We start from the raw sequence: 21,214 nt of genomic DNA on the forward strand, positions 1-21,214 counted from the left end.
TCTGCTCCCTTCACTGTGCGGCCGGGGTGCTGCCGGCGGCGCGGTAGTCACCGTCGGCCACGGCCTCGGCCCACTCGGTCCTGCCGAGCGAGATTGCGGTATGGGTCATGAAGGCGTCCGCAGCGGCGCCGTGCCAGTGGCGCTCGCCGGCGGGAACCCAGACGGTGTCCCCCGCGCGGATCACCTCGGGCTGCTCACCGGCGGTGCAGATCAGGCCGCGGCCGGCGAGGACCTGCAGGATCTGCCCATGCTGGTGGCTGTGCCAGTACGTGCGGGCGGACGGCGAGAACGTCACGGTGTTGATGGTCACCCCGTCCGTCGCCGGCATGGTCAGGTAGTTCCACACGTCGCCGGTGAACTGCGAGCCGGGCTTGCCGGCGGTGCCGGCCTGCTCCGCGGCGCGGGTGATCTTCATGCTGGCTCCTTCGGGTCGTGCAGGCGGATGCCACCGGAGACGTCACCGATCGCGTCCACGACGGTGTTGCTGATCTCCTCGGCGTACCCCAGGGCCTTGGCCAGACCGAACGCCGCCATCGGCCCGGACGAGTGCAGGCTCGCCACGCCGAGCCCCGCGACGAGGTCGGTGTAGGCCATGACGTCCTTGAGCATCAGGGTGTTCGTCAGGCCGCCCTTGAGGTAGTCGCCATGAATGATCTTCGGAAAGCGGTTGAGGGTGGCGAAGTTGACGCCCGAGCTGGAGTTGAGCACGTCCAGCAGGACCTGCAGGTCCAGGCCGGCCTTCTTGCCTGCGACCATGACTTCGGCGGTGGCCGACAGCGCGATCGCGTTGAGGAAGTTGTTCAGCAGCTTCGCCGCGTGCCCGGCGCCCGAGCTACCCAGATGGAAGATCTTCGCCGCGAAGTGGTCGAGCACCGGCCGGATCCGGTCCAGGGCCTCCTGCTCGCCGCCGACCATGAGGGTGAGGTCGCCCTTCTCCGCCGCGGCGGCACCGCCGGAGATGCCGGCGTCCACATAGGCCACCCCCCGTTCGGCAAGGAGGCCGTGGAGGCGGCGGGTGGACGCGGGATCGGAGGTACTCAGGTCGACCACGACCTGGCCCTCGTGTGCCGCCCGCACCACTCCGTCGTCGCCCAGCATGACCGCTTCGACCACCCGACTGCTGGGCAGCGACAGCAGGACGACGTCGGCGTTGCGGACGACGTCGACGGCGGATTCGGCGAGCGTCGCCCCGGCCGCCGCGACGTTCTCCTGTCGCGGGTCGAAGCCGAGCACCGCCACGCCGTCGCGGACCAGGCAGCCGGTCATGCGCCCGCCCATGTTGCCCAGGCCGATGAAGCCCACTCGTTGTCCGCTCACTGCTGTCCCCCTTGCGTGAAGTCGTTGCCGTACAACGCCTGGTCCACCACCGTGGTGTCCCAGGCGCCCGCACCGCCGGACGGCCGGACCGTGTTCAGCCCGGACGCCCCACCGTCGGCCGAGACGACCTGGCCGGTCATGTAGGAGGCGTCGTCGCTGAGGAGGAACGCCACGACCGAGGCGATCTCCTCCGGCCGGCCGGCACGCCGCAGCGGGGTCGTCGACGCCCGGCGTTCCATGTCGTTCTTGCCGCCGACCGTCGACCCGCCGGACGCGAAGAGCTCGGTCGGCACGATTCCCGGCGCCACCGCGTTGACCCGCACGCCGAGGGGACCGCCGTAGACGGCCGCGCCGCGTACCAGGCCGACGACGGCGTGCTTGGAGGTCTGGTACGCCAACAGATCGGCGCTGCCACCCAGACTGGCGATCGACGCGGTGACCACGATCTGGCCGGGCGTGCGCCGCTGCTGGAAGTGCCGGAACGCCGCTCGGACGCCGAGGAACTGTCCGCGGACGTTCACCGCGTACACCCGGTCGAAGTCCTCCACGGTGACGTCGGGCAGGGTCGCGAAACGCCCGAAGATGCCGGCGTTGAGGTGGAACAGGTCCACCTGGCCGAAGGCTGCCAGCGCCTCCGCCATGTAGCGGTCGACGTCAGCCTCGCTGGAGACGTCGGCGGCGACCGCGACGGCGTCGGTCGGCAGTGACCCGGCCACCGCCCCGGCCGAGTCGCCGTCGATGTCGACCACGACCACCTTGGCGCCCTCGGCCGCCAGGCGCTGCGCCGAAGCCCGGCCCAGGCCGCCGCCGGCGCCGGTCACCAGCGCCACCTTTCCCTCGAAGCGGGACGACATCCCCCCGCTCACCTCCCCTGCACGTTCTGTGGATCCCTGACCGCGTACACCTGGTCGACCCACCTCATCCGATCGTTCCGACCAGTCCCGCCAGCGCGCCGTCACCGGTGACGGTCAGGCGGTCCAGCGTGCTCGGGTCGTGCCCGGGGATGAGGATGGCCTGGTCCTCGGCCACCATTTCCTTGATCCGGTCGAACCCCGCGTACATCGCCGGCAGGTCACTGACGAAGGCGAACGGCAGGTCCCGCTCGAGCTCCTCGAAGTAGTGCACCGCGTCCGAGGCGAGCAGCACCGTGCCGGCCGTGGTGTTCACCCGCACGACGCACTGGCCGGGGGTGTGCCCGCCCACCTCCAACAGTTCGATGCCGGACGCGAGTTCGAGGCGGTTGCTGAAGGTGCGCGTACGCCCCTCGTCGCGGGCCTTGGCCAGCTCGTCGAGCTCCTTGAACTCCACGGAGTGGGCGAACTGTCGACGGAAGCGCATGTCACCGGTCCAGAAGCGGAGTTCCGCGTCGGTCAGGACGACCTCGGATTCCGGGAAGTAGTCCAGGTTGCCGATGTGGTCGTAGTGGGCGTGCGTCACCACGACCGTCGGCCGCGACTCGCTGCCGATGCCGAGCGCTTCGAACGCCCGGGGCGGCTCGACGAGGAACGTCCGGCTCCGCTTCTCGCCACCCTCGCGGGAGAAGCCGGTGTCGATGACGACCGTACGCTGCTCGTTGCGGACGACCCAGAAGAAGTAGTCCATGTCCAGGGCCTCGTCCGGGCACCCGTAGATCGGGTAGTTGAGGTACACCTCGCTCTTGCGCGCCGATCGGGTGCCGAACTTGACGACGAGCACCTGGTACGTGTCGGACTGCATGGCCTTCCCCTGTCTGCTCACTCCGCGCTCAGTTCGCGAGAACCGGCTCGGCTCCCGAAGCGGCCTTGCTCCGGTCCCAGTTCACGACCTCGGCGGACAGGTCGTTGTTCGAGCTCTCCGGCAGCCACTTGGCCACTGCGACCAGGGCGATGAGCGCGACCGCCACCTGGTAGAACGCGGGAGCCACGCTCGAGGAGAGCGACCTGGCGAGCCAGGCGCCGATGTACGGACCCGGTCCGGCGATGAAGGCGAGCGCGATGTTGAAGCCGATCGCGCTGCTGGAGGACCGGGTGGACGCGGGGAAGAGCTCGACGAGCATCACGACCGTGGTCACCGACACCAGGCTCTGCGTCGCACCGAGCAGGAACAGGCCGAAGATGGTCAGCGCCGGGTTGCCGAGCCCGATCAGGGCGAAGACCGGCACCGGCAGCAGGACGTAGCCGACCGTGCCGATGATGTTGAGCCGACGCCGTCCCAGCCGGTCGGAGAGCCAGCCCGCCAGCGGGCACATGCACATGTACATCAGCAGGCCCGCGCCCGCCAGGAACAGCGCCTCGGAGCGGGGCAGCTTCAGGGACACCTGCAGGTGGTTGACCACGTAGGTGGCCAGGTAGTAGTAGCCGAGACCCTGCACGGCGGCGAAGGCGATCGTGAGCAGGATGGCCTTGAGGTTGCGCTTCGCGCCCTTGCTGAGCGGGGACTTCGCCACCTTCGCCTGGGCCTGCAGCTCGATGAACACCGGCGTCTCGTCGAGTCGGAGCCGGATGAGCAGACCCACCACGGCCAGCGGCGCGGCGAGCCAGAACGGGATGCGCCAGCCGAACGATTCCACCTGCGCGTCGGTCAGCACGCTGTTGAGGAGGAGGGCCAGCATGCTGCCGGCGAGGGTGGCCAGCGCGGCGGTCGCCGAGATGAGGCTGCCGTACCGCGCCCGCCTGTCCTTCGGGGCACCTTCGATGAGGAAGGCGGCCGATCCGGTCCATTCACCGCCGGCGGACAGACCCTGGATGCAGCGCATCAGGACGAGGAGCACCGGGGCCCAGATCCCGATCGAGGAGTACGTCGGCAGGAATCCGATGACGAGTGTGGCGGCGCCCATGGCCAGGACCGAGATCGAGAGCGCGACCCGCCGTCCGTAGCGGTCACCGATCGGTCCGAGGATCAGGCCCCCGAGCGGCCGGAAGAAGAACCCGACGGCGAACACTCCGAGCGACGCGAGGAGTGCGACGACCGGATCGTCTCCGACGAAGAACAACTGACCGATGACGACCGCGAAGAAGCCGTAGACCGCGAAGTCGTACCACTCCATGAAGTTTCCGATGCCAACGGCAAGGGCTACTTGTCCCAATCGCCGTGGCTTGCCCTGCTCCACCGTCGCCACCCTGGCCGCCTCCTTCTAGTCGCCCATTACAACAACCTGTTACGTGCTCATGTCAGAGATGCACCTCACAAGCGCTTGTCGGACTGTATGACAATCCTACGTACCGAGCAATACCTGCGACTCCTTCGGATCAGCCGTTGTTCACGCAGCGCCTCGCACCCCACGGCGAGCCCACGATAGGTGACTCAACGTGGTTGCGGGCGATGGCGGCCGGCACGGCGGGGCAGGGCCGCGCGGTGGGGCCCACGGGCGGCAGAATGTACGCCCGCGGCACGACCCGTGCCCTGTTGACGCTGCCGTCGCACCTGAGGAGCCGGGCCATGCAGGCAACCACCGTCGTCAACCTGAAGGGCCACCGCGACGACCCGGCGTACGCCGACGTGATCTACGTCGGGCGCGCCATGAATCGCGGCGGCTGGCGTCTCCCGAATTCCCCGTTGTCCAGCCCGTTCCGCCCCGGCCCCGACGGCACGCGGGACGAGGTCCTCGAGAAGTACCGTGCGTACCTGTTCGGCCGCCCCGACCTCCTCGCCCTCCTCCCCGAACTGCGTGGCCGCCGGCTGGGCTGCTGGTGCGTGCCGGAGCGCTGTCACGCCGAGGTGATCGCGGAACTCGCCGACTCGCCGCCGACGTCGAGCCGCCCGTAGCAGGCCGGCGGATCGACGCCTATTCCGCCATGCGCGAGGACACGGCGATGACGAACACGAGTGGCACGATCAACAGCACCGGCGACCATGCGGGCAGGTGCAGGGCGATCAGCGCACCGACGGAGGCGCCGCTCATCAGGGCCAGCAGGACGTGAGCCTTGGGCCGCAGGCTGCGCCGCGGGCTTCGGCGCACGAGAACGCCGAGGGCGCCCCGTCGCCCGCCCTGGGCGGCGCGAGGATCAGTTGGCCCGCGGAGGCCCGCCCCACCACCAGCGGATGGGGAGTCGCTCGCCCACACGGCGAGGAGCCACAACAATCACCGGACACCCGGTGAACGTCAGTGGACACCGCACTAACAGTCAGCGCCCGCAGGCATAGCCCTGCATGCCACGCGGGTTCGCCCCGGCCGCGAGCACGCCCGTCACCGGGTCGCGGGTCACCGCACACAGGCTGCCGAGGCTCCACGAGCCGGACAGCCGCACCTCGTGCCCGTACCCACGCAATGCCGCCAGCACATCCTCATCCAGCCGGTCCTCCATCACCAGGACGCCGGGCTCGACGTCGCGCGGATAGAACGACTCCGGCAGGCTGACGGTGTGCCAGGCGGGCGCGTCGATGGCCTCCTGCAGGGACTGACCTCCGACGAGATGGCGAAGCAGGAACAGCAACTGCCACTGGTCCTGCTGGTCGCCTCCGGGTGTGCCGCACGCCATTACGGGCTCCCCGTCGCGGTGGACCATGGTCGGACTCAACGTGGTGCGCGGCCGGCGTCCGGGAGCGAGCGACGAGGCGAGACCGTCCTCCAGCCAGAACATCTGAAGGCGGCTGCCGAGGGGGAAGCCGAGTTCCGGGATGGTGGGGGAACTCTGCAGCCAGCCGCCGCTCGGCGTGGCGGAGATCATGTTGCCCCAGCGGTCGACCACATCGACATGACAGGTGTCGCCGCGGGTCACCCCGTCCGCCTTCACCGTCGGCTCCCCCGTCGTGGGGTCCGCCAGGTCGACCCGACGTCCGGCACTGCGTCGGACGTGAGCCGGAAGACGGGGCTCCGCCCCATCCGGGCGCCCCGGTCGCAGCTCCGCCGACGCTCGTCCGCCGATCAGGGCCGCCCGGTCCCGCGCGTACTCCCGGGAGAGAAGCGCCTTCGCGGGCACGTCACCATCGCCGTACCAGGCCTCACGGTCGGCGAAGGCGAGTTTGAGCGCTTCGGCCTGGGCGTGGATGCCGACCGCGGTTGCCGGGTCGTACACCTGGGGGTCGTTGAGCGCGTCGAGGACGGACAGGGTCTCCAGCAGCACCGGGCCCTGGCCCCAGAAACCGGTCTTCGCCACCGAGTAACCGTGCCAGTCGAGGGTGACCGGGTCCTCCCACGTCGCCGAGTAGGCAGCCAGGTCCGCGCCGGTGACCAGGCCGGCATGGGGACGTCCGCTGGAGTCCTGGAACGGTTCCCGGCTGAACCGGTCGATCGCCTCGGCGACGAAACCTTCACCCCAGGCACGGCGAGCGCCCTCGATCTGCGCCTCACGGTCGGAGCCGGCCGCTCGACCGGCGTCGACCAGTCTCTGCAGGGCCCGCGCGTAGGCCGGGTTGGTGAACACCTCGCCCGCCGCCGGCGGCTTGCCGTTGCGCAGCCAGAGCTGCGCAGAGGTGTGCCAGTGTTCCTCGAACAACGACTGCACGGCCGCCACCGTGTCGCCGACCCTACCGACCAGCGGGTGGCCTGCGCCGGCGTACCCGATCGCCGGCTCCAGCACGTCCTCGAGGAGGAACGTGCCGTGGTCCCGCAGCAGCAGGAGCCAGCCGTCCACGGCGCCCGGCACGGCCGCCGCGAGCGGGCCGGATCCGGGGATGAGTTCCATCCCGAGGGACCGGAAGTGCGCGATGGTGGCGCCAGCCGGCGCCGGGCCCTGCCCGCAGAGCACCTTCGGGGTCCGGTCCTGGGCCGTCGCCACGATGGCGGGCACCTCGCCGCCCGGCCCGTTGAGGTGTGGTTCGACGACGTGCAGGACGAACCCTGCGGTGACCGCGGCGTCGAAGGCGTTCCCGCCGCGCTCGAGGATCCCCATGGCCGCCTGGCTCGCGAGCCAGTGCGTCGAGGACACCATCCCGAAGGTTCCCTGCAGGGTCGGCCTGGTGGTGAACGTCATGACAACACCTCGCCGGACTTGGTGCCGCCCCCGCTGTTCGGCAGCGGCGAGCAGGCTACGACGGTGCGGGCAACAGCGACTGCCGCCACAGCTGCCCGGAGTGGACGGAGCCTACGCCGGCTCGTTCCGCTACGGTGAACGCCTATCCCCCGGCCATCGCTCCGAGGATGATGAACGGTTCCTCACCGACAGTCACGCGCTCGGGCAGTGGTGCATCGGGCGAGTCGTTGGAGAGGTCCTCCTCGCAGGCGTAGAAGCGGATGAACGCACGGCGCTTGCCGCTCCGGCGGTCGCGGATCGTGCCCAGCAGCATCGGGTACTTCGCCTCGAGCGTGTCCAACACCAGGCGCTGGGTGACCGCACCGGCCACCTCGAGCCGTACCTCGCCGGTGACGTGTGCCAGGTTCTTCAGGTGAGCCGGGAGAACAACCCGGATCACGGCAGCACCTGGGCTTCCACGGAGAGCACGGCCGGCAGGTCCCGGACGATCGGCGTCCAGCTGTCGCCGCCGTCGGCCGAGTGGTAGACCTGGCCACCGGTGGTGCCGAAGTAGATCCCGCACGGGTCGAGCGTGTCGACCGCCATGGCGTCCCGGTACACGTTGACGTAGCAGTCGGACTGCGGCAGACCCTTGGTCAACGGCTCCCAGTCTTCGCCACCGGTGCGGCTGCGGTAGACGCGCAGCTTGCCCTCCGGCGGGTAGTGCTCGGAGTCGCTCTTGATCGGCACCACGTAGATGGTCTCCGGCTCGTGCGCGTGCACGGCGATCGGGAACCCGAAGTCCGACGGCAGGTTGCCGCTGACCTCGCGCCAGTTCGCGCCGGCGTCGTCGCTGCGCAGGACGTCCCAGTGCTTCTGCATGAACAGCGTGTCCGGCCGGGACGGGTGCTGGGTGATGTGGTGCACGCAGTGGCCGACCTCGGCGTCCTCGTCGGGGATCTCACCCGAGCGCAGGCCCTTGTTGATCGGCAGCCAGCTCGCGCCGGCGTCATCGCTCCGGAACGCGCCCGCCGCCGAGATGGCGACGTAGATCCGGTCCTTGTTCACCGGGTCCAGGATGATCGTGTGCAGGCACATGCCGCCGGCGCCGGGTTGCCACCTCGGGCCGGTCGGGTGGGTACGAAGGGCGGTGAGTTCCGTCCATTTCTGGCCGCCGTCGGTGGTGACGTAGAGGGCGGCGTCCTCCGCGCCCGCGTACACGGTGTCGGGGTCGTCGCGGGACGGCTCGAGGTGCCAGATGCGTTTGAACTCCCAGGGGCGCGGGGTGCCGTCGTACCAGAGGTGCTCGCCGACCTCGCCGGAGTAGGCGAAGTCGTTGCCGACGGTGGCCCAGGTCCTGCCGCCATCGTCGGAACGCTGGATCAGCTGCCCGAACCAGCCGCCGGACTGGGACGCGTAGAGCCGGTTCGGGTCGGCCGGCGACCCGGTGAGGTGGAAGATCTCCCAGCCGCCGAAATGGGGTCCCTCGACCGTCCAGTCGCCGCGCCTGCCGTCCGAGGTCAACGTGAACGCGCCCTTGCGCGTGCCGACCAGTACTCGTACGCCGCTCATGCCGTCATCCTTCCGCTCTCTTCGACGATGTGTTCAGGTGAGAAGACCGCCTGCCGTGCCGAAACTCATCGGTCTCAGGCAGTCGTACTCTCCGGGTACGACGAATCGGCACCTCCGAGGTCCGACACGCGGCCAGCGACGGGCCCAACATCCCGGTGCGCGGAGCATGTCGGAGGGGATGGGTAGCGTCCAGGGCATGACTGGCCCGGGAGATGTTCCACCCGCGATCCTCGACCGGCTCCGGCCCGTCTGTCTAGGGTTGCCCGAGACCTACGAGGAACCGGCGTGGGTGGGCACGCGCTGGCGGATCCGCAAACGCACGTTCGCCCACGTGCTCACGGTCGACCCCGGCCACCAGGTGGCCTACGCCCGGGCTGCCGCGACGGACCAGCCGATCTGCGTGCTGACGTTCCGGTCGCCCGGCGACGAGATCGCCGGGCTGATCGGCGGCGGCCACCCGTTCTTCAAGCCGGGCTGGGGCGCCGACGTCGTTGGCATGGCCCTCTACGACGACGTCGACTGGGCGGAGGTCGCCGAACTGCTCACGGAAAGCTACTGCGTTCTGGCGCCGAAGAAGCTGGCCGCCCTGGTCGACCGGCCGTTCGAGCTGGGGTAGCGAGGGTCCGTCAGCCGATCCCGGCCATCGCCGCCAGGCGGCGGGCGAGGACGGCGGCGGCCTCCCGCAGCTCCGGAGGCTCCAACACCTCCACCTCGAAGCCCAGCCGGGTCACGTGCAGGGCGAGCCAGTCCAGGTTCTCTCCACCGACGACGAGCAGGCACCACCCGTCGCGATCGTCTTCGACGCGCCCTACCTGGGGCGGCACCAGCTCCCGCACCCGGTCAGGCCGGGCGTGCACCCGCACCCGGGCGAGATACCGGTACGACGCCTCGGTCACGGACCGCTGCACGTAGGCGACCGGGTCCGGATGCTCCCTCGCCCGGAAGCGCCAGGTCGTCGCCACCACATCGCGCATCCGGTCCAGCCGGAAGGTGCGCCAGTCGTCGCGGTCGACGTCCCAGGCCATCAGGTACCAGCGGCGGCCGGTGGTGACCATCCGCACCGGCTCGACCGTGCGCTCGCGCTCCCCGCCGTCGCGGCCGGCGTACCGGAACCGCATCCGCACGGCGTCGCGGCAGGCCCGCGCGAGCGTGACCAGCAGGTCCGCGTCGATCTCGACCCCTGGGCCGACCAGGGTCTCGGTGGCGCCGTGCACCGCCCGCACCTCGGCGCGCAGCCGGGACGGCATCACCTGGTCGAGCTTCGCGAGCGCCCGCAGCGCCGCCTCTCCCGCCCCGGCGATCGTGCCTCCCGAGGCCAGCCGCAGGGAAACCGCCGTCGCGATCGCCTCCTCGTCGTCGAGGAGCAGCGGCGGCAGGCGGGTGCCCGCGCCGAGCTGGTAGCCGCCGCCGACGCCGGCCGTCGCGTGCACGGGGTAGCCGACCGCGCGCAGCCGCTCCACGTCGCGGCGCACCGAGCGGTCGGTGACCCCCAGCTCGGCGGCGAGCTCGGCGGCGGTCCAGGACGGCCGCCGCTGCAGCAGCGCCAGCAGCCGCAGCACCCGCTCGGTCGTCGCCTCGACAGTCACCCGCTCATCGTTCCACAGATCGCGGAACGATTCTGTCCGCTATCTCCGGCAGGCTGGGATCATGACCGACCAGACCTGGAATGCCCAGCTCCGGGAGCAGCTCGCCGGGCACTGGACCAACCAGCTGCGCGATCGCCTCGGCGGACTCACCGACGACGAGTACTTCTGGGAGCCGGCGCCCGCCTGCTGGAGCGTGCACCGGCGCGGCACCGGTGCCGCGCCGGTGCAGGCCGGGTCCGGGGCGATGACCATCGACTTCGCGATGCCGCAGCCCGACCCGCCCCCGTTCACGACGATCGCCTGGCGACTCGGGCACGTGATCGTCGGCGTGCTCGCGGTGCGCAACGCCGCGCACTTCGGCCGCGCGCCCACTGACTACCAGTCGTTCGAGTACGCCACAACCGCGGCCGCGGCGCTGGCCCAGCTCGACACGGAGTACGCCACGTGGCTGGCCGGGGTCGAGTCCCTCGGCGAAGCCGGCCTCGCCCGCCCGTGCGGGGCGGCGGAGGGACCGTACGCCGCGCGCCCGCTGGCCGCGCTGGTGCTGCACATCAACCGCGAGCTGATCCACCATCTGGCCGAGGTGTGCCTGCTCCGCGACCTTTACCTGCACACCCACCGACAGACCCGACAGGAGGCGAGCTGAGATGGCCCGCGACGTCCAAGTCACTTTCGACTGCGCCGACCCCGCCAGGTTGGCGGCGTTCTGGGCCGAGGCCCTCGGCTACCAGCTGCAGGATCCGCCCGCCGGCTTCGAGTCGTGGGAGCAGGCACTGGAGGCGATGGGCGTGCCGATCGAGCGCCGCAACGACGCCTCGGCGGTGGTCGACCCCGAGGGCGCCGGGCCGCGGCTGTTCTTCCAGCGGGTGCCGGAGGGCAAGCAGGCCAAGAACCGCGTACACCTCGATGTGCGTGCCGCGCCCGGGCTCAACGGCGAGGCGCGGATGGCGGCCCTGGAGGCGGAGGCCGAGCGGCTCGGCTCCCACGGCGCCGCCCGGCTCCGGCGCCACGAGCCCGCTCCCCCGCTCGGCGCCGGTCACATCGTGATGGCCGACCCGGAGGGCAACGAGTTCTGCCTCGACTGATCAGCGGCGCGGCGGGACCGGCGACATCAGCGCGGTCCCGACCGGCCGATCGCCGTGGTGGCGGCGCTCGACGCGGTGTTCGACCGGTTGGCCGGGCCCTTCGCGGACACCAGGTCGCCGCCGCAGCGCCACTGCATGGTCAACTCGGTCGGGCACGCTTCGCGTCGGTTCATCTATCTCGAGAGGAAACCGATGCGACGCACACATATCGCGGTCCTCGCCGGCTCCGTCGTTGCGGCGGTCGCCATGGTCGCCACGTCTGCCCAGGCAACAGAGCAGCGCCGAGACGACGCCGTCGCGGTCGCCTTCGCGAAGACCACGCGTTCGACCGCCTGGCAGCAGGTGCAGAAGATCCCGCTGCGCTTTCCGACGTACCACCCGCAGGGCTTCGCGCTCGTCGGCGACAAGATCTTCATGTCGACGGTCGAGATCATCGAGCGGCCGGTGCCCTATCCGCAGCCCGTCGACGGATACGACCGCACGCCGGGCAAGGGTGTCGGGCACGTGCTCGTCCTGGACCGACAGGGCAACCTGCTCAAGGACGTGCAGCTCGGCCAGGGCAGGGTGTACCACCCGGGCGGCATCGACTTCGACGGCGAGTCCGTGTGGGTACCGGTTGCGGAGTACCGGCCGAACAGCCGGGCGATCGTCTACCGGCTCGACCCGCAGACCTACCAGGTCACCGAGGCGTTCCGGGTCGCCGATCACATCGGCGGTGTGGTCCGGGACCGGGTGAGCGGCGAGGTGCATGGCGTCAGCTGGGGCTCGCGCACCGAGTACTCCTGGACGCCGAACGGCCACCAACTGAGCAGGCAGGCGAATCCGGACCACCTCGTCGACTACCAGGACTGCGACTACAGCGGCTGGCGTAAGCAGATCTGCTCCGGCATCACCGGGCTGCCTCGTTCGGACGGCGGAAGCTACGAGCTGGGCGGACTGGCCCTGCTGGACCTGCGGGACAACCGGATCCTGCACGAGATCCCGTTCCCGAAGTTCTCCACGGCCGGGCACGTCGCGACGCGCAACCCGGTCGCGCTCGAGGTGGCGGGCAACAAGCTTCGGATGTTCGCCGCGCCCGACGACGACGAGGAAGTCGCCGGCACTGAGCTGCTGGTGTACGAGGCCCCGATCGGCTGACCCTGTTCACGGGCGCCCGCGGCCCACGAGGGCTCCTCCCCGCGACCAGCGGGGAGGAGCTCTCCGCCGGAGCATCGAGGCGGTGACCTGTCAGGGGTGGCTCCGGTCATGCCCCGAGTGTGCGGCCCGCAGGGTGAAGCAGCTGCTGGATGTCCTTTGACAGCTCGGACTCCAGGTCCCCGAGTTCTTCGGCGCTAACCGCCTCGCGCAGGGTGGCCAGTACCGCGCCGGCGCCCTCAGCGGCCCGTTGGTCATCCAGCCCCGCGCGCGCCCGTACCTCGTTGAGGAACTCCACGAGATCGAGCCGTTCAGCGAAGTCCACATCCTTGTGCAGGTACCCCCGGACCTCCTCGGGGAGCTGCGTGGCCAGGTCGCGGGCCTCGCCGCCACTGATCCGTTCCGTCAACGTCGTGAGCGTGGCCCGGATGACGTTCACCGCCTCCGTCGCCGGCATCTGCGCCCGCTTCCCCACCGCTTCGAGAAACTCGGCGTAGTTCACCCGTTCTCCTTCCAGACCGGGGGTCGCGGCGCCCGCGACCCACGTCGGGTTCTGTCTCGCGCGCTACCTACGGCGCCGTTCCACGCTGGCGCACCCCAGACGGCTGGCGTACCTCCCAGAATTTCCCGGGAAGCTGCGCCAGCACGGCATCGCGCTTACCCGAGTGATGTCTGGCAAAACGGCACCGGTGAGGGCCGCGCTGGCCGAGGCCGGGCGCGCCTGCCCCGGTCAGGGTTCGCGGGCACCGGCTGTGCCAGGGGTCGGGAGTCCTTCGGCAGCCGCGACATCGCGGACCGCAGGACGGCCGGCACGCCGCGTTTCGCGACGTCGTGGTCAACCCCGGCGCGGCCGCGGACCGGTGCCTCGGTCCGCGGCCGGTTCCCGGGTCAGCCGATGGCCGGGGCCGGTGCGGTGACCCGGCGGCGGATCAGGGCCGCCGCGGCGCCGATCCCGGCCACACCGGCGCCGAGCAGCAGGACCGCGTCGGCGCCGTGGGCCGAGAAGCCGGCGGTCTGGCCGGCCGGCAGCAGGCTGGTGGCCACGGTGATGCTGGCGGCGACGCCGAGGGCGGAACCGACGTAGCGGGCGGTGTTGTTGGCGCCGGAGCCCATCGCGACCCGGTCGATGGGGACGCTGGTGACGGCGAGCCGGGCGAGTGCGGCGTTGAGCAGACCGCTGCCCGCCCCGGAGATGAGCAGGCCGGGGATGGTGCGGGCCCAGGAGTGCGCATCGGCGTAGCCGAGCATGGCCAGGTAGCCGGCGGCGGTCAGGGCGAAGCCGAGGGCCAGTTGCCGGGTGGGCGCGAAGCGCGTGCCGTGGTGGCGCATCTGGTTGCTGACCACGAACGACGCCCCCGCCCAGAGGAAGGCCAGGCCAGCGCCGCCCAGCGCGCTGACGCCGACCAACCGCTGCACCAACGTGGGCAGGACGGTGCACGGGCCGATCGCGGCGAGTCCGGTGAAGAATGCGCCGATGGTGGCGATCCGGAAGTCCGGCCGGCGGAACAGGGCGAGGTCGAGCATCGGCGCCCGGCCGCGGGCCTCGATCACCACGAAAGCGGCGAGCAGCAGCGCCCCGAGCACCAGCGGGATCAGCACCGCGGGCCGTAACCAGCCGGTACGTCCGGCGGTGATGGCGACGAGCAGCAGCGACAGGCCCGCGCCGAGGGTCAGTACCCCGGAAACGTCGATGCGGGCCCGCCGCTCGGCGCGGGACTCGGCGAGCAGCCGGCCGGCGAGCGCCGCCAGCACCGCGGCCACCGCCGCGAGCATCAGATAGGACCAGCGCCAACTGCCGAGGGCGGTCAGAACGGCCGAGGTCAGCGGTCCGAGGGCGATGCCGGCGCCGAGCATCGACGCCCAGCGGGCCGTGGCGTGGGACCGGCCATGGTTGGTGTGGAAGGCGTGCCCGAGCAGGCCGAGCCCGGCGGCGAGGATCGCGGCGCTGGCCACGCCCTGCAGCACTCGGGCGGCGACGAAGGTGGCGGCGTTGGGGGCGACGGCGGCGCCGAGGGTGCTGACGGCGAGCAGCGCGAGGCCCGCCCGGAATATCCGGCGTCGTCCGAAATCGTCGCCGAGGCTGCCGGCCACCAGCAGGGTGGCCGCGAGGCCGAGGGTGATCGCGTTGATCAGCCAAGTCTGGGTGGTGAGGCCGGCCCCGAGGCTCCGCGCGGTCTGCGGCAGTACGGCCACCGGCGCGGTGTAGTTCATGAGGACGAGCAGGGTCGCGGCGCAGACCGCGAACAGGGCCCGGGAGCCGGAACGGGTCGCGTCCGGGACCGGGGCTACGGACGGCGCGGTGACGCCGGCGGGTGTCGACATGGGGATGACCTCTCGGTTCGGTGACTGAACCGACAGTAGCAGAGTCGGTTCGCTGAATGAACCATGCGGGTGTAGGATAGATTCCATGGCACTGGGCAAGAACTACGAGGGGCAGAACTGCTCCCTGGCCAGGGCGCTGGAACTGGTCGGCGAGCGGTGGACGCTGCTTGTCGTCCGCGACGCCTTCTACGGCGTACGCCGCTACGGCGACTTCCTCGCGCACCTGGACATCCCCCGGGCCGTGCTCGCTGACCGGCTCAACACCCTCGTCGACGCGGGCATCCTCCAGCGCCACCGCTATCAGGACTCCCCACCCCGGGACGAATACCTGCTCACCGACCGCGGCGCCGAGCTCTGGTCCGTGATCTACCCGCTGATGCGCTGGGGCGAGCGCCACTTCGCCACCGGCGAGCCGCTGCGGACCTTCCGCCACGCCGGGTGCGGCACCGAACTCGACCCGGCCGGCCGCTGCCCGACCTGCGGACACGTCGACGTACCAGCCGGTGACGTCGAGGCCCACCCCGGACCGGGCATCCCGTCCGAGCCACGCCAGGACCTGGTCAGCATCGCGCTGCGCCAGCGCCCGCACCGACTCCTCCAACCGCTGCTCTGAGCCGACCCGACCGTTAGCCGCCGGAAGGCGATCGGGTCGATGCTGGCGCTACCGGACGAATACTTCGTCACCTCTGTGCTCACTTGCGAGGTATCGGACGTGTTCGGGATCGGCCAAATCCTGCGGCGACAAGCTCCGCGACCAGCGCTTTCTTCCGAGATGGGCGGGTGTCGCGAGGCCAGGCCAGCGCCGCAGCCGGCCGGACCACTCACCGTCGTGGTCAGCGTGGAGCAGACGGCGCCGCTCGCCGGGCATCGGCAGGTCGCAGAAGATCCGATGGCGTACGTTCTGGGAGTCCTCGGCGGATACCGTGGTTTCCCCCGGATCGATCTGCGGCAGGACGACTTGTTCGGACTGCCCGTTGGCTCGTCCGCACGTGCACGTCACGCCCGTCTCGGGTGGTTGGAATCGCGTTCGCACGGGCAGCGACTGTTCGGCATCGAGCATCGCGTGGGTCCCCTGTTGGTCAGCAGGTCTAGGCGCTCCGGTGTAGGTCCCGCACTTCAGGGAGTTGTTGGAAGCCGGCCGACTCGTAGGTCGCAACGGCGCCGACGTTGGAGCTCTCGGCGCACACGATCGCGCTCGACGAGCCCAGTTCCCGGAGGGCGGCCGCCGCGGCGACGGTGATCGCCCTGCCGTAGCCGCGGCCGCGCTGTTCGCGGTGCACGCCCATCGGTTCCAGCAACCCGGGCTTCCCCGGACCGGCGGACCACACCGTCGCGGCCGCCACCGCGGTGTCCTGGTCGTCGTACGCGACCAGACACTGGGCGTCGGCGTACGGCGATCCGGCGGCCATCGCGTGCCAGCGCTCGTCAGTGAACGTCGACCTGTCGAACGATGCCCGCTGGACGGCGGACCGCACGTGCGCCCCCTCCGGACCGGTCACCTCGATCCGCACGCCGCAGCCCTCCACCGGCTCCGCGAGGTCGCGCCGGAGCGGTGTCCACGGCTCGTCGGCGTCCCACCCGTCATTGAGCAGCAGCCGTTGGAACAATGCGCCACATCTCGCTTCGATGTAGGCGTTCCCCTGCGGCAGGACGCCGCGCTCTGGCCGAGTCACGCCGGCGACCATCTGTTGGGCAAGCTCCTCGTCGTGTTGAGCTTCTGGCGCGATCGCCAGTCGTAACAGCCCGGGACTGTCCAACAGCCCGACGGCGAGAATCTGTCCGTCCCGGCGCCACGTCCGGACCGCCGCGGCTGTCGCCTCTGCGCCGAACCGCCAGTACCAGCCCAGGTCCCCTGGATGCAGCTGCATCGGTGCCCCGTCGTACTGCCACTCCCGCAGCACGCGCACAGCCTCGCTCAGCCCATCCACTCCTGGCTTGCTCAACACAATTGACACACTCTGATCAAACCTCGTCGCATCGTCAGGCCGAAAGGGATTTAGCAACGGGCCCTGGCTGGGTCGCCTGCCATTTCACGGCATTGTCCAGATCCGTCGGCTCCGTCGTCTCGCCTGTCTCACCAGCTGAGGTGCGCCCGTCGACCTCCGCTTCCGGCTCGGCTGCGGGTAGCGGCCAAGCGGCAGCGCCACGAGTTGCCTACAAAGCACGATGGCAGGAAGTCCGATCGCGACAATGGTGGTACCGACCAACCAGCCACCGGGCGCGGTCGTTGACATCTGTACCACAGATTCCCCGGCCATAATGGATGCGACGATCACGGCGGCGACATACGCGTATGTAGTTGCCGCGACGAACCGCCACGGGACCGAACGCGGCCCCTTCAGCCGCCGTCGCCGCACCAAGGCTCCGCAGAGATTGAAAACTACAGCTGCGGCCGTAAGCCACGGATCCCGCCGGTGACCGGTCAGCCTGCCCTACGGTTAGCGCGCAGGGCACCCAGTATCACGCCGGGTGTGGCCAGCGACCTCGGATGTTCGCGCATGGAAACGACCTCGTTGAACCGCCGGGCGATGCCCACGTCCGCGATGGTCGCCGTGACGATCTGCCTGCTGACCCAACTGGAGAACCGGTACCCGCGCGGGTATGGCCCCTCGACGTGAGGCAGAGCCAGGTCGGCGGAGGTCGACGTCGACCACGCGGCGTCGACCACTACCTTCTGCAGGGCGAAGAACCGGCGGGCGGGCACGCCCAGACCCGGGCGCGCCCGCAGGTACGTCGACAAGCAGGCCGCGTGCAGGGCCGCCGCCGTCATCCCCTGCCCGTAGACGGGGTTGAACGACGCGACCGCGTCACCGACGCTGACGAGACCGGCTGGAAACCGTTTCAACGCGTGGAATTCCCGCCGCCGGCTGTCCGCGTGGTGGTAGGTCTGGACGTCGCCGACCATCTCGTTCCCGGCGACCTCGCCGAACTCCGGTGGGAACTGCTCCCGCAGCCGACGTACGAAATCCTCCGCGGTGCGCCCAGGGCGGTTCTCCCCGTAACCGGCCATCATGGCCATCCACCGGCCATCCTCGACGGCGAAGAAGGCAGCACCGCCCACGTCCGACGACATCCTCGGACTGTGCAGCGCCAGGACGACCGTGAACCCAGGATTCGTCTCACGGCGTCGAAACAGCGCAGTGGCGTAGTTGAGGTTGACGGTCATCCGCCGCATGACCGGTCGGTCCCAGCCGGCCTGCTCCAGCCACTCGGACAGCCTGCTCGAACGCCCCATGGCCTCGACCACGAAGTCGGCGCTCTCCACGCCTGGCGCCCCACCGACGTCGTAACGGACCCCGGTGGTCACGGCGCCGTCGAACACGAGACCCGTGGCGCGGGCAGCGACTGTCTTGACGTTGGGCAGTCGAAGCACCTGCTGGCGGATCAGGCCTTCCAGCAGAGGTCGGCTGCCCGCCAGGCTGTCGGCATCGTCGGGTACGACAACCTTCCGGCGACCATCGAGGTAGTTCCGCCTGGCCGCCGGTGGAGCCTCGATCGCTCCTTGGGCCAGGGCCCGTTCGCGGAATCCCGGAAACAGGTGCTCGAGCTGAAGGAAGCCGCCGGGCAGCAGCGCGTGCAGTTGCGTCCCCTGCGGCACACCGGGCCGCGCGCCGGCCAGTTGGACATCGTCCCGGTCGATGATGACGACGCTCTCCGCGTAGTCGGACAACACCCGGGCGGCCAGCAACCCGGCGACACTGCCGCCGACCACGACGGCCTTACCCATGACGGGAGCCGCCTGGTCGGGCGGTCGCACGGCGTTCAGCGCGGCGAAGACCCGAGCCGGGGAGAGGGACACCGTGCTCTCCTTGGGGTACGAGGCTGAGTGCCTTCGCGCCAGCCACTGGTGCGCCGGCAGACCAGCGGACAGGTCGATCGGCATTGCATCCGATCGTTGCACAGGCACCGACCGCTACCCGAAGGCAGCGTGAGATCGGCGTAACAGGTGATCGGCCAGCGCCGCGCGACGTACCGTGAGATCGTGCCGACGGGAGACGTGATCACCAGCGCTGACCTCGACGACCTTCGCCGCTCGGCGCTCGGGGCGGCGAATCCGCTCGGCGTTGCCGCCGACCTGGCCGACGCGGTGGAGCAGGGGCGGCTGGCGGAGCCGGATGACGCCGGGGACGCGCTGACCCTGGCCGCGGAGATCGCCGAGATCCGAGGGCGGCTGGACGCCGCGCTGCGGTACGCAGACCGCGCCCTGGCGGCGTACCCGTCGGTCGAAGATGCCCGGGCCGGCTTCGCCCGGGCGTTGCGGGCCCGGATCCTGTTCCGGGCCGGCGGCCGGGAGGACGAAGCGATGGCGGAGCTAACCGCGTTGCGCCAGCTCCTGATCGAGCAGCCCGAGGCCCCGGCGTACGTCAGCGCGGCCCTGGACGCCGGCGGCCTGTCGGCGATCGCCGAGGAGTGGCTGAGCGAGGCGGTCGACACCGTGCTCGGCAGGCGCGCCACCGCGCCCGGAGCACCCGCGGAACCCGTACCCGCCGCCGAGGCGACGGTGGAGGTCGGCCCGCTGGAGGCGCCCGGCGTCCTCTTCTTCCTGCTGCAACAGCGGCACCGGGTACGCCGGAACTTGAACCTGCCCCATGATCGACAGGACGATCTGGCGGACCGGCTGGAGGCACAGCTCGGCCGCCGGGCGGAGCAGCGGCAGGGCACGGAACCCGACCTGCTCTTCTGGCCCCGGGCCGAGTTCGACCGCCTGCTCGCCGAGCACGCCGAGCTGACCGAGGCGTACGGGCCGGACTGGGACGCGCACCGGGGCCGCCTGGAACGGCACCTCGTCCAGCAGGCCAACACCGGCCGAACCGGGCTGAGCATGGTCAGCGCGTCGGTGGACGGGCTGAACGGCTACGCCAGCCGGCACAACGGGAATCCGACGGACCCGGAGATCCGCACCCGCTACGCGCGGGATCTGGCCACCCGACCCGGCGCGCGGATTTCCTGGCCGCCGGAGCGCAACGACGCCTGCTGGTGCGGCTCGGGCCTCAAGTACAAGAAGTGCTGCCTGCCGCGCTCCCGTAGCTGATTCGACATACGGCCTAGGGTGGGCGGCATGGTCATCCCCGCCCCCGCCGCCGACCGCTCCGCTGGCCAGAATCCGCTCACCCTGCTCACGCTGGACGAACTCCGGCAGCGCACTAGCGTGAAGTGGCGCATGCACCCGCCCGACGTGCTCCCCCTCTGGGTCGCGGAGCAGGACGTGCCCCTCGCTCCTCCGGTGGCCGACGCGCTCCGCCGCGCGGTCGACCTCGGTGACACCGGCTACGCGCACGGCACGGCGTACGCCGAGGCGCTCGGCGAGTTCGCCGCCCGGCGCTGGGACTGGCACAACTTCCGCGTCGACCACACCGCGGTCGTACCCGACGTGATGATGGGCATCGTCGAGGTACTCCGGCTCGTGACCGACCCCGGAGACGCGGTGGTGGTCTGCTCCCCCGTGTACCCGCCCTTCTACGCCTTCGTCAGCCACGCCGGCCGGCGGGTGATCGAGGCCCCACTCGGACCCGACCTACGGATGGACCCCGCCGCTCTCGACGAGGCCTTCCGCCGGGCCCGGGCCGGCGGTCGCCGACCGGCGTTCCTGATGTGCAACCCGCACAACCCGACCGGCGTCGTCCACCGCCGCGACGAACTCGAAGCCGTCGCCGAGCTGGCCGGCCGGCACGGCCTGCGGGTGATCTCCGACGAGATCCACGCCCCCCTGGTGCTCCCCGGAACGCATTTCACCCCGTACCTCACAGTGGCCGGCGCCGAGAACGCGTTCGCCCTGACCTCCGCCTCGAAGGCGTGGAACCTCGCCGGGCTCAAGGCGGCGCTGGCGGTCGCCGGGCCGCAGGCCGCCGCCGACCTCGACCGCATGCCGGAAGAGGTCAGCCACGGGCCCAGCCACCTGGGTGTCATCGCGCACACCGCCGCGTTCCGCGCCGGCGGGCCGTGGCTCGACCTCCTCCTCGACGGCCTCGACGCCAACCGCACCCTGCTGGAGACGCTGCTGGCCAAGCACCTCCCGGCCGTCACCTACCACCGCCCCGAGGGCACCTACCTGGCCTGGCTGGACTGCACGGCGCTGGGCATCGCCACCGAGCAGCCGGACGGCGAGCCCGGGGTGGCCAGCGACCTCGCCGGGCCCGCGAGGATGTTCCTCGACCGCGCGCAGGTCGCCCTCAGCTCCGGGCACGTCTTCGGCACCGGCGGGACAGGCTTCGTACGACTCAACTTCGCCACCTCACCCGCGATCCTCACCGACGCCGTCACCCGCATGGGCCGGGCGGTCGACGCTCACCACCCGTCGGCGGGCTGATTGATCGAGATCGACCGCTGG

At 70.8% G+C, this 21,214-nt stretch carries 22 protein-coding genes; 8 read left to right on the top strand and 14 right to left on the bottom strand.

Annotated elements, in window-relative coordinates:
- Positions 1-10: 10 nt before the first annotated feature.
- From ACFYOS_RS07285 to ACFYOS_RS07305, 5 genes are read right to left on the bottom strand one after another with little or no spacing between them, the layout of a single operon-like run.
- Positions 11-415, bottom strand: a complete 405-nt coding sequence (locus tag ACFYOS_RS07285; protein WP_387136576.1) for a cupin domain-containing protein — start codon at positions 413-415, stop codon at positions 11-13.
- On the bottom strand, positions 412-1,317 hold the full coding sequence (locus ACFYOS_RS07290; RefSeq protein ID WP_387136578.1) for an NAD(P)-dependent oxidoreductase: 906 nt from the start codon (positions 1,315-1,317) through the stop codon (positions 412-414). The genes ACFYOS_RS07285 and ACFYOS_RS07290 overlap by 4 nt, the downstream gene beginning before the upstream one ends.
- On the bottom strand, positions 1,314-2,183 hold the full coding sequence (locus ACFYOS_RS07295; protein WP_387136580.1) for an SDR family NAD(P)-dependent oxidoreductase: 870 nt from the start codon (positions 2,181-2,183) through the stop codon (positions 1,314-1,316). Before ACFYOS_RS07295 ends, ACFYOS_RS07290 begins: the two co-directional genes overlap by 4 nt.
- A 52-nt stretch (positions 2,184-2,235) precedes the next feature.
- Entirely contained in the window at positions 2,236-3,054 is an 819-nt protein-coding gene (locus ACFYOS_RS07300; protein WP_387136581.1) for an N-acyl homoserine lactonase family protein, read from the bottom strand.
- A 7-nt stretch (positions 3,055-3,061) separates the two neighbouring features.
- Positions 3,062-4,414, bottom strand: coding sequence for an MFS transporter (locus ACFYOS_RS07305; RefSeq protein ID WP_387136583.1), 1,353 nt, complete (start codon positions 4,412-4,414; stop codon positions 3,062-3,064).
- Positions 4,415-4,734: 320 nt separating this feature from the next.
- Between ACFYOS_RS07305 and ACFYOS_RS07310 the strand changes: the two genes are divergently transcribed.
- A complete protein-coding gene (locus tag ACFYOS_RS07310; protein ID WP_387136585.1) occupies positions 4,735-5,061 on the top strand; it encodes a DUF4326 domain-containing protein in 327 nt (108 codons plus the stop codon).
- Positions 5,062-5,420: 359 nt separating this feature from the next.
- Here the strand turns inward: ACFYOS_RS07310 and ACFYOS_RS07315 are convergent, their stop codons facing one another.
- The 3 genes from ACFYOS_RS07315 to ACFYOS_RS07325 all read right to left on the bottom strand — a co-directional run bounded on the left by ACFYOS_RS07315 (position 5,421) and on the right by ACFYOS_RS07325 (position 8,759).
- A complete protein-coding gene (locus ACFYOS_RS07315) occupies positions 5,421-7,208 on the bottom strand; it encodes a gamma-glutamyltransferase family protein (protein ID WP_387136587.1) in 1,788 nt (595 codons plus the stop codon).
- 142 nt (positions 7,209-7,350) lie between these two features.
- A complete protein-coding gene (locus tag ACFYOS_RS07320; RefSeq protein ID WP_387136589.1) occupies positions 7,351-7,647 on the bottom strand; it encodes a MoaD/ThiS family protein in 297 nt (98 codons plus the stop codon).
- Positions 7,644-8,759, bottom strand: coding sequence for a WD40/YVTN/BNR-like repeat-containing protein (locus tag ACFYOS_RS07325; RefSeq protein WP_387136591.1), 1,116 nt, complete (start codon positions 8,757-8,759; stop codon positions 7,644-7,646). The genes ACFYOS_RS07320 and ACFYOS_RS07325 overlap by 4 nt, the downstream gene beginning before the upstream one ends.
- 196 nt (positions 8,760-8,955) lie before the next feature.
- Between ACFYOS_RS07325 and ACFYOS_RS07330 the strand changes: the two genes are divergently transcribed.
- Positions 8,956-9,375, top strand: coding sequence for an MmcQ/YjbR family DNA-binding protein (locus tag ACFYOS_RS07330; protein WP_387136593.1), 420 nt, complete (start codon positions 8,956-8,958; stop codon positions 9,373-9,375).
- 10 nt (positions 9,376-9,385) lie between these two features.
- Here the strand turns inward: ACFYOS_RS07330 and ACFYOS_RS07335 are convergent, their stop codons facing one another.
- Positions 9,386-10,345 carry a helix-turn-helix transcriptional regulator gene (locus ACFYOS_RS07335; protein ID WP_387136595.1) on the bottom strand — a complete coding sequence of 320 codons (960 nt, stop codon included), beginning with the start codon at positions 10,343-10,345 and terminating at the stop codon, positions 9,386-9,388.
- A gap of 61 nt (positions 10,346-10,406) precedes the next feature.
- Between ACFYOS_RS07335 and ACFYOS_RS07340 the strand changes: the two genes are divergently transcribed.
- Both ACFYOS_RS07340 and ACFYOS_RS07345 read left to right on the top strand, forming a co-directional pair.
- Positions 10,407-10,991, top strand: coding sequence for a DinB family protein (locus ACFYOS_RS07340; RefSeq protein WP_387136596.1), 585 nt, complete (start codon positions 10,407-10,409; stop codon positions 10,989-10,991).
- A 1-nt stretch (position 10,992) separates the two neighbouring features.
- Positions 10,993-11,430: a VOC family protein gene (locus tag ACFYOS_RS07345; protein ID WP_387136598.1), complete on the top strand. Its 438-nt coding sequence runs from the start codon at positions 10,993-10,995 to the stop codon at positions 11,428-11,430.
- Positions 11,431-11,456: 26 nt separating this feature from the next.
- Here the strand turns inward: ACFYOS_RS07345 and ACFYOS_RS07350 are convergent, their stop codons facing one another.
- A complete protein-coding gene (locus ACFYOS_RS07350) occupies positions 11,457-11,603 on the bottom strand; it encodes a hypothetical protein (RefSeq protein ID WP_387136600.1) in 147 nt (48 codons plus the stop codon).
- 19 nt (positions 11,604-11,622) lie between these two features.
- Here ACFYOS_RS07350 and ACFYOS_RS07355 point away from each other — a divergent pair, with 19 nt between their 5' ends.
- Complete coding sequence (locus ACFYOS_RS07355) at positions 11,623-12,567, top strand: DUF6454 family protein (protein ID WP_387136602.1); 945 nt, start codon at positions 11,623-11,625, stop codon at positions 12,565-12,567.
- Between the two features lie 106 nt (positions 12,568-12,673).
- Here the strand turns inward: ACFYOS_RS07355 and ACFYOS_RS07360 are convergent, their stop codons facing one another.
- Positions 12,674-13,066 (bottom strand): DUF2267 domain-containing protein, encoded by a 393-nt coding sequence (locus ACFYOS_RS07360; RefSeq protein WP_387136604.1) that lies wholly within the window; start codon positions 13,064-13,066, stop codon positions 12,674-12,676.
- Positions 13,067-13,452: 386 nt separating this feature from the next.
- Complete coding sequence (locus ACFYOS_RS07365; protein ID WP_387136606.1) at positions 13,453-14,886, bottom strand: MFS transporter; 1,434 nt, start codon at positions 14,884-14,886, stop codon at positions 13,453-13,455.
- Positions 14,887-14,971: 85 nt separating this feature from the next.
- Here ACFYOS_RS07365 and ACFYOS_RS07370 point away from each other — a divergent pair, with 85 nt between their 5' ends.
- The gene (locus ACFYOS_RS07370; protein ID WP_387136608.1) at positions 14,972-15,499 is read left to right on the top strand and encodes a winged helix-turn-helix transcriptional regulator; all 528 of its coding nucleotides are present in this window, start codon (positions 14,972-14,974) and stop codon (positions 15,497-15,499) included.
- 475 nt (positions 15,500-15,974) lie between these two features.
- Here the strand turns inward: ACFYOS_RS07370 and ACFYOS_RS07375 are convergent, their stop codons facing one another.
- A complete protein-coding gene (locus ACFYOS_RS07375; protein WP_387136610.1) occupies positions 15,975-16,787 on the bottom strand; it encodes a GNAT family N-acetyltransferase in 813 nt (270 codons plus the stop codon).
- Between the two features lie 521 nt (positions 16,788-17,308).
- Entirely contained in the window at positions 17,309-18,574 is a 1,266-nt protein-coding gene (locus ACFYOS_RS07380) for an FAD-dependent oxidoreductase (RefSeq protein ID WP_387136612.1), read from the bottom strand.
- Positions 18,575-18,868: 294 nt separating this feature from the next.
- On the opposite strand from ACFYOS_RS07380, the gene ACFYOS_RS07385 reads away from it, so the two are divergent.
- Together ACFYOS_RS07385 and ACFYOS_RS07390 are read left to right on the top strand one after the other, a co-directional pair.
- On the top strand, positions 18,869-19,918 hold the full coding sequence (locus tag ACFYOS_RS07385) for an SEC-C metal-binding domain-containing protein (RefSeq protein WP_387136614.1): 1,050 nt from the start codon (positions 18,869-18,871) through the stop codon (positions 19,916-19,918).
- A gap of 27 nt (positions 19,919-19,945) precedes the next feature.
- Positions 19,946-21,193, top strand: a complete 1,248-nt coding sequence (locus ACFYOS_RS07390; RefSeq protein WP_387136616.1) for a MalY/PatB family protein — start codon at positions 19,946-19,948, stop codon at positions 21,191-21,193.
- The last annotated feature ends 21 nt before the right edge of the window (positions 21,194-21,214 follow it).

Origin of the sequence: Micromonospora sp. NPDC005806, assembly GCF_042871425.1 — a bacterium.
Classification (GTDB): Bacteria; Actinomycetota; Actinomycetes; order Mycobacteriales; family Micromonosporaceae; genus Micromonospora.

Coding starts and splice junctions, on each gene's coding strand:
- ACFYOS_RS07390 (WP_387136616.1), top strand. CDS start 19,946: ATGGTCATCCCCGCCCCCGCCGCCGACCGCTCCGCTGGCCAGAATCCG.
- ACFYOS_RS07365 (WP_387136606.1), bottom strand. CDS start 14,886: ATGTCGACACCCGCCGGCGTCACCGCGCCGTCCGTAGCCCCGGTCCCG.
- ACFYOS_RS07350 (WP_387136600.1), bottom strand. CDS start 11,603: ATGAACCGACGCGAAGCGTGCCCGACCGAGTTGACCATGCAGTGGCGC.
- ACFYOS_RS07370 (WP_387136608.1), top strand. CDS start 14,972: ATGGCACTGGGCAAGAACTACGAGGGGCAGAACTGCTCCCTGGCCAGG.
- ACFYOS_RS07325 (WP_387136591.1), bottom strand. CDS start 8,759: ATGAGCGGCGTACGAGTACTGGTCGGCACGCGCAAGGGCGCGTTCACG.
- ACFYOS_RS07310 (WP_387136585.1), top strand. CDS start 4,735: ATGCAGGCAACCACCGTCGTCAACCTGAAGGGCCACCGCGACGACCCG.
- ACFYOS_RS07345 (WP_387136598.1), top strand. CDS start 10,993: ATGGCCCGCGACGTCCAAGTCACTTTCGACTGCGCCGACCCCGCCAGG.
- ACFYOS_RS07355 (WP_387136602.1), top strand. CDS start 11,623: ATGCGACGCACACATATCGCGGTCCTCGCCGGCTCCGTCGTTGCGGCG.
- ACFYOS_RS07340 (WP_387136596.1), top strand. CDS start 10,407: ATGACCGACCAGACCTGGAATGCCCAGCTCCGGGAGCAGCTCGCCGGG.
- ACFYOS_RS07285 (WP_387136576.1), bottom strand. CDS start 415: ATGAAGATCACCCGCGCCGCGGAGCAGGCCGGCACCGCCGGCAAGCCC.
- ACFYOS_RS07315 (WP_387136587.1), bottom strand. CDS start 7,208: ATGACGTTCACCACCAGGCCGACCCTGCAGGGAACCTTCGGGATGGTG.
- ACFYOS_RS07330 (WP_387136593.1), top strand. CDS start 8,956: ATGACTGGCCCGGGAGATGTTCCACCCGCGATCCTCGACCGGCTCCGG.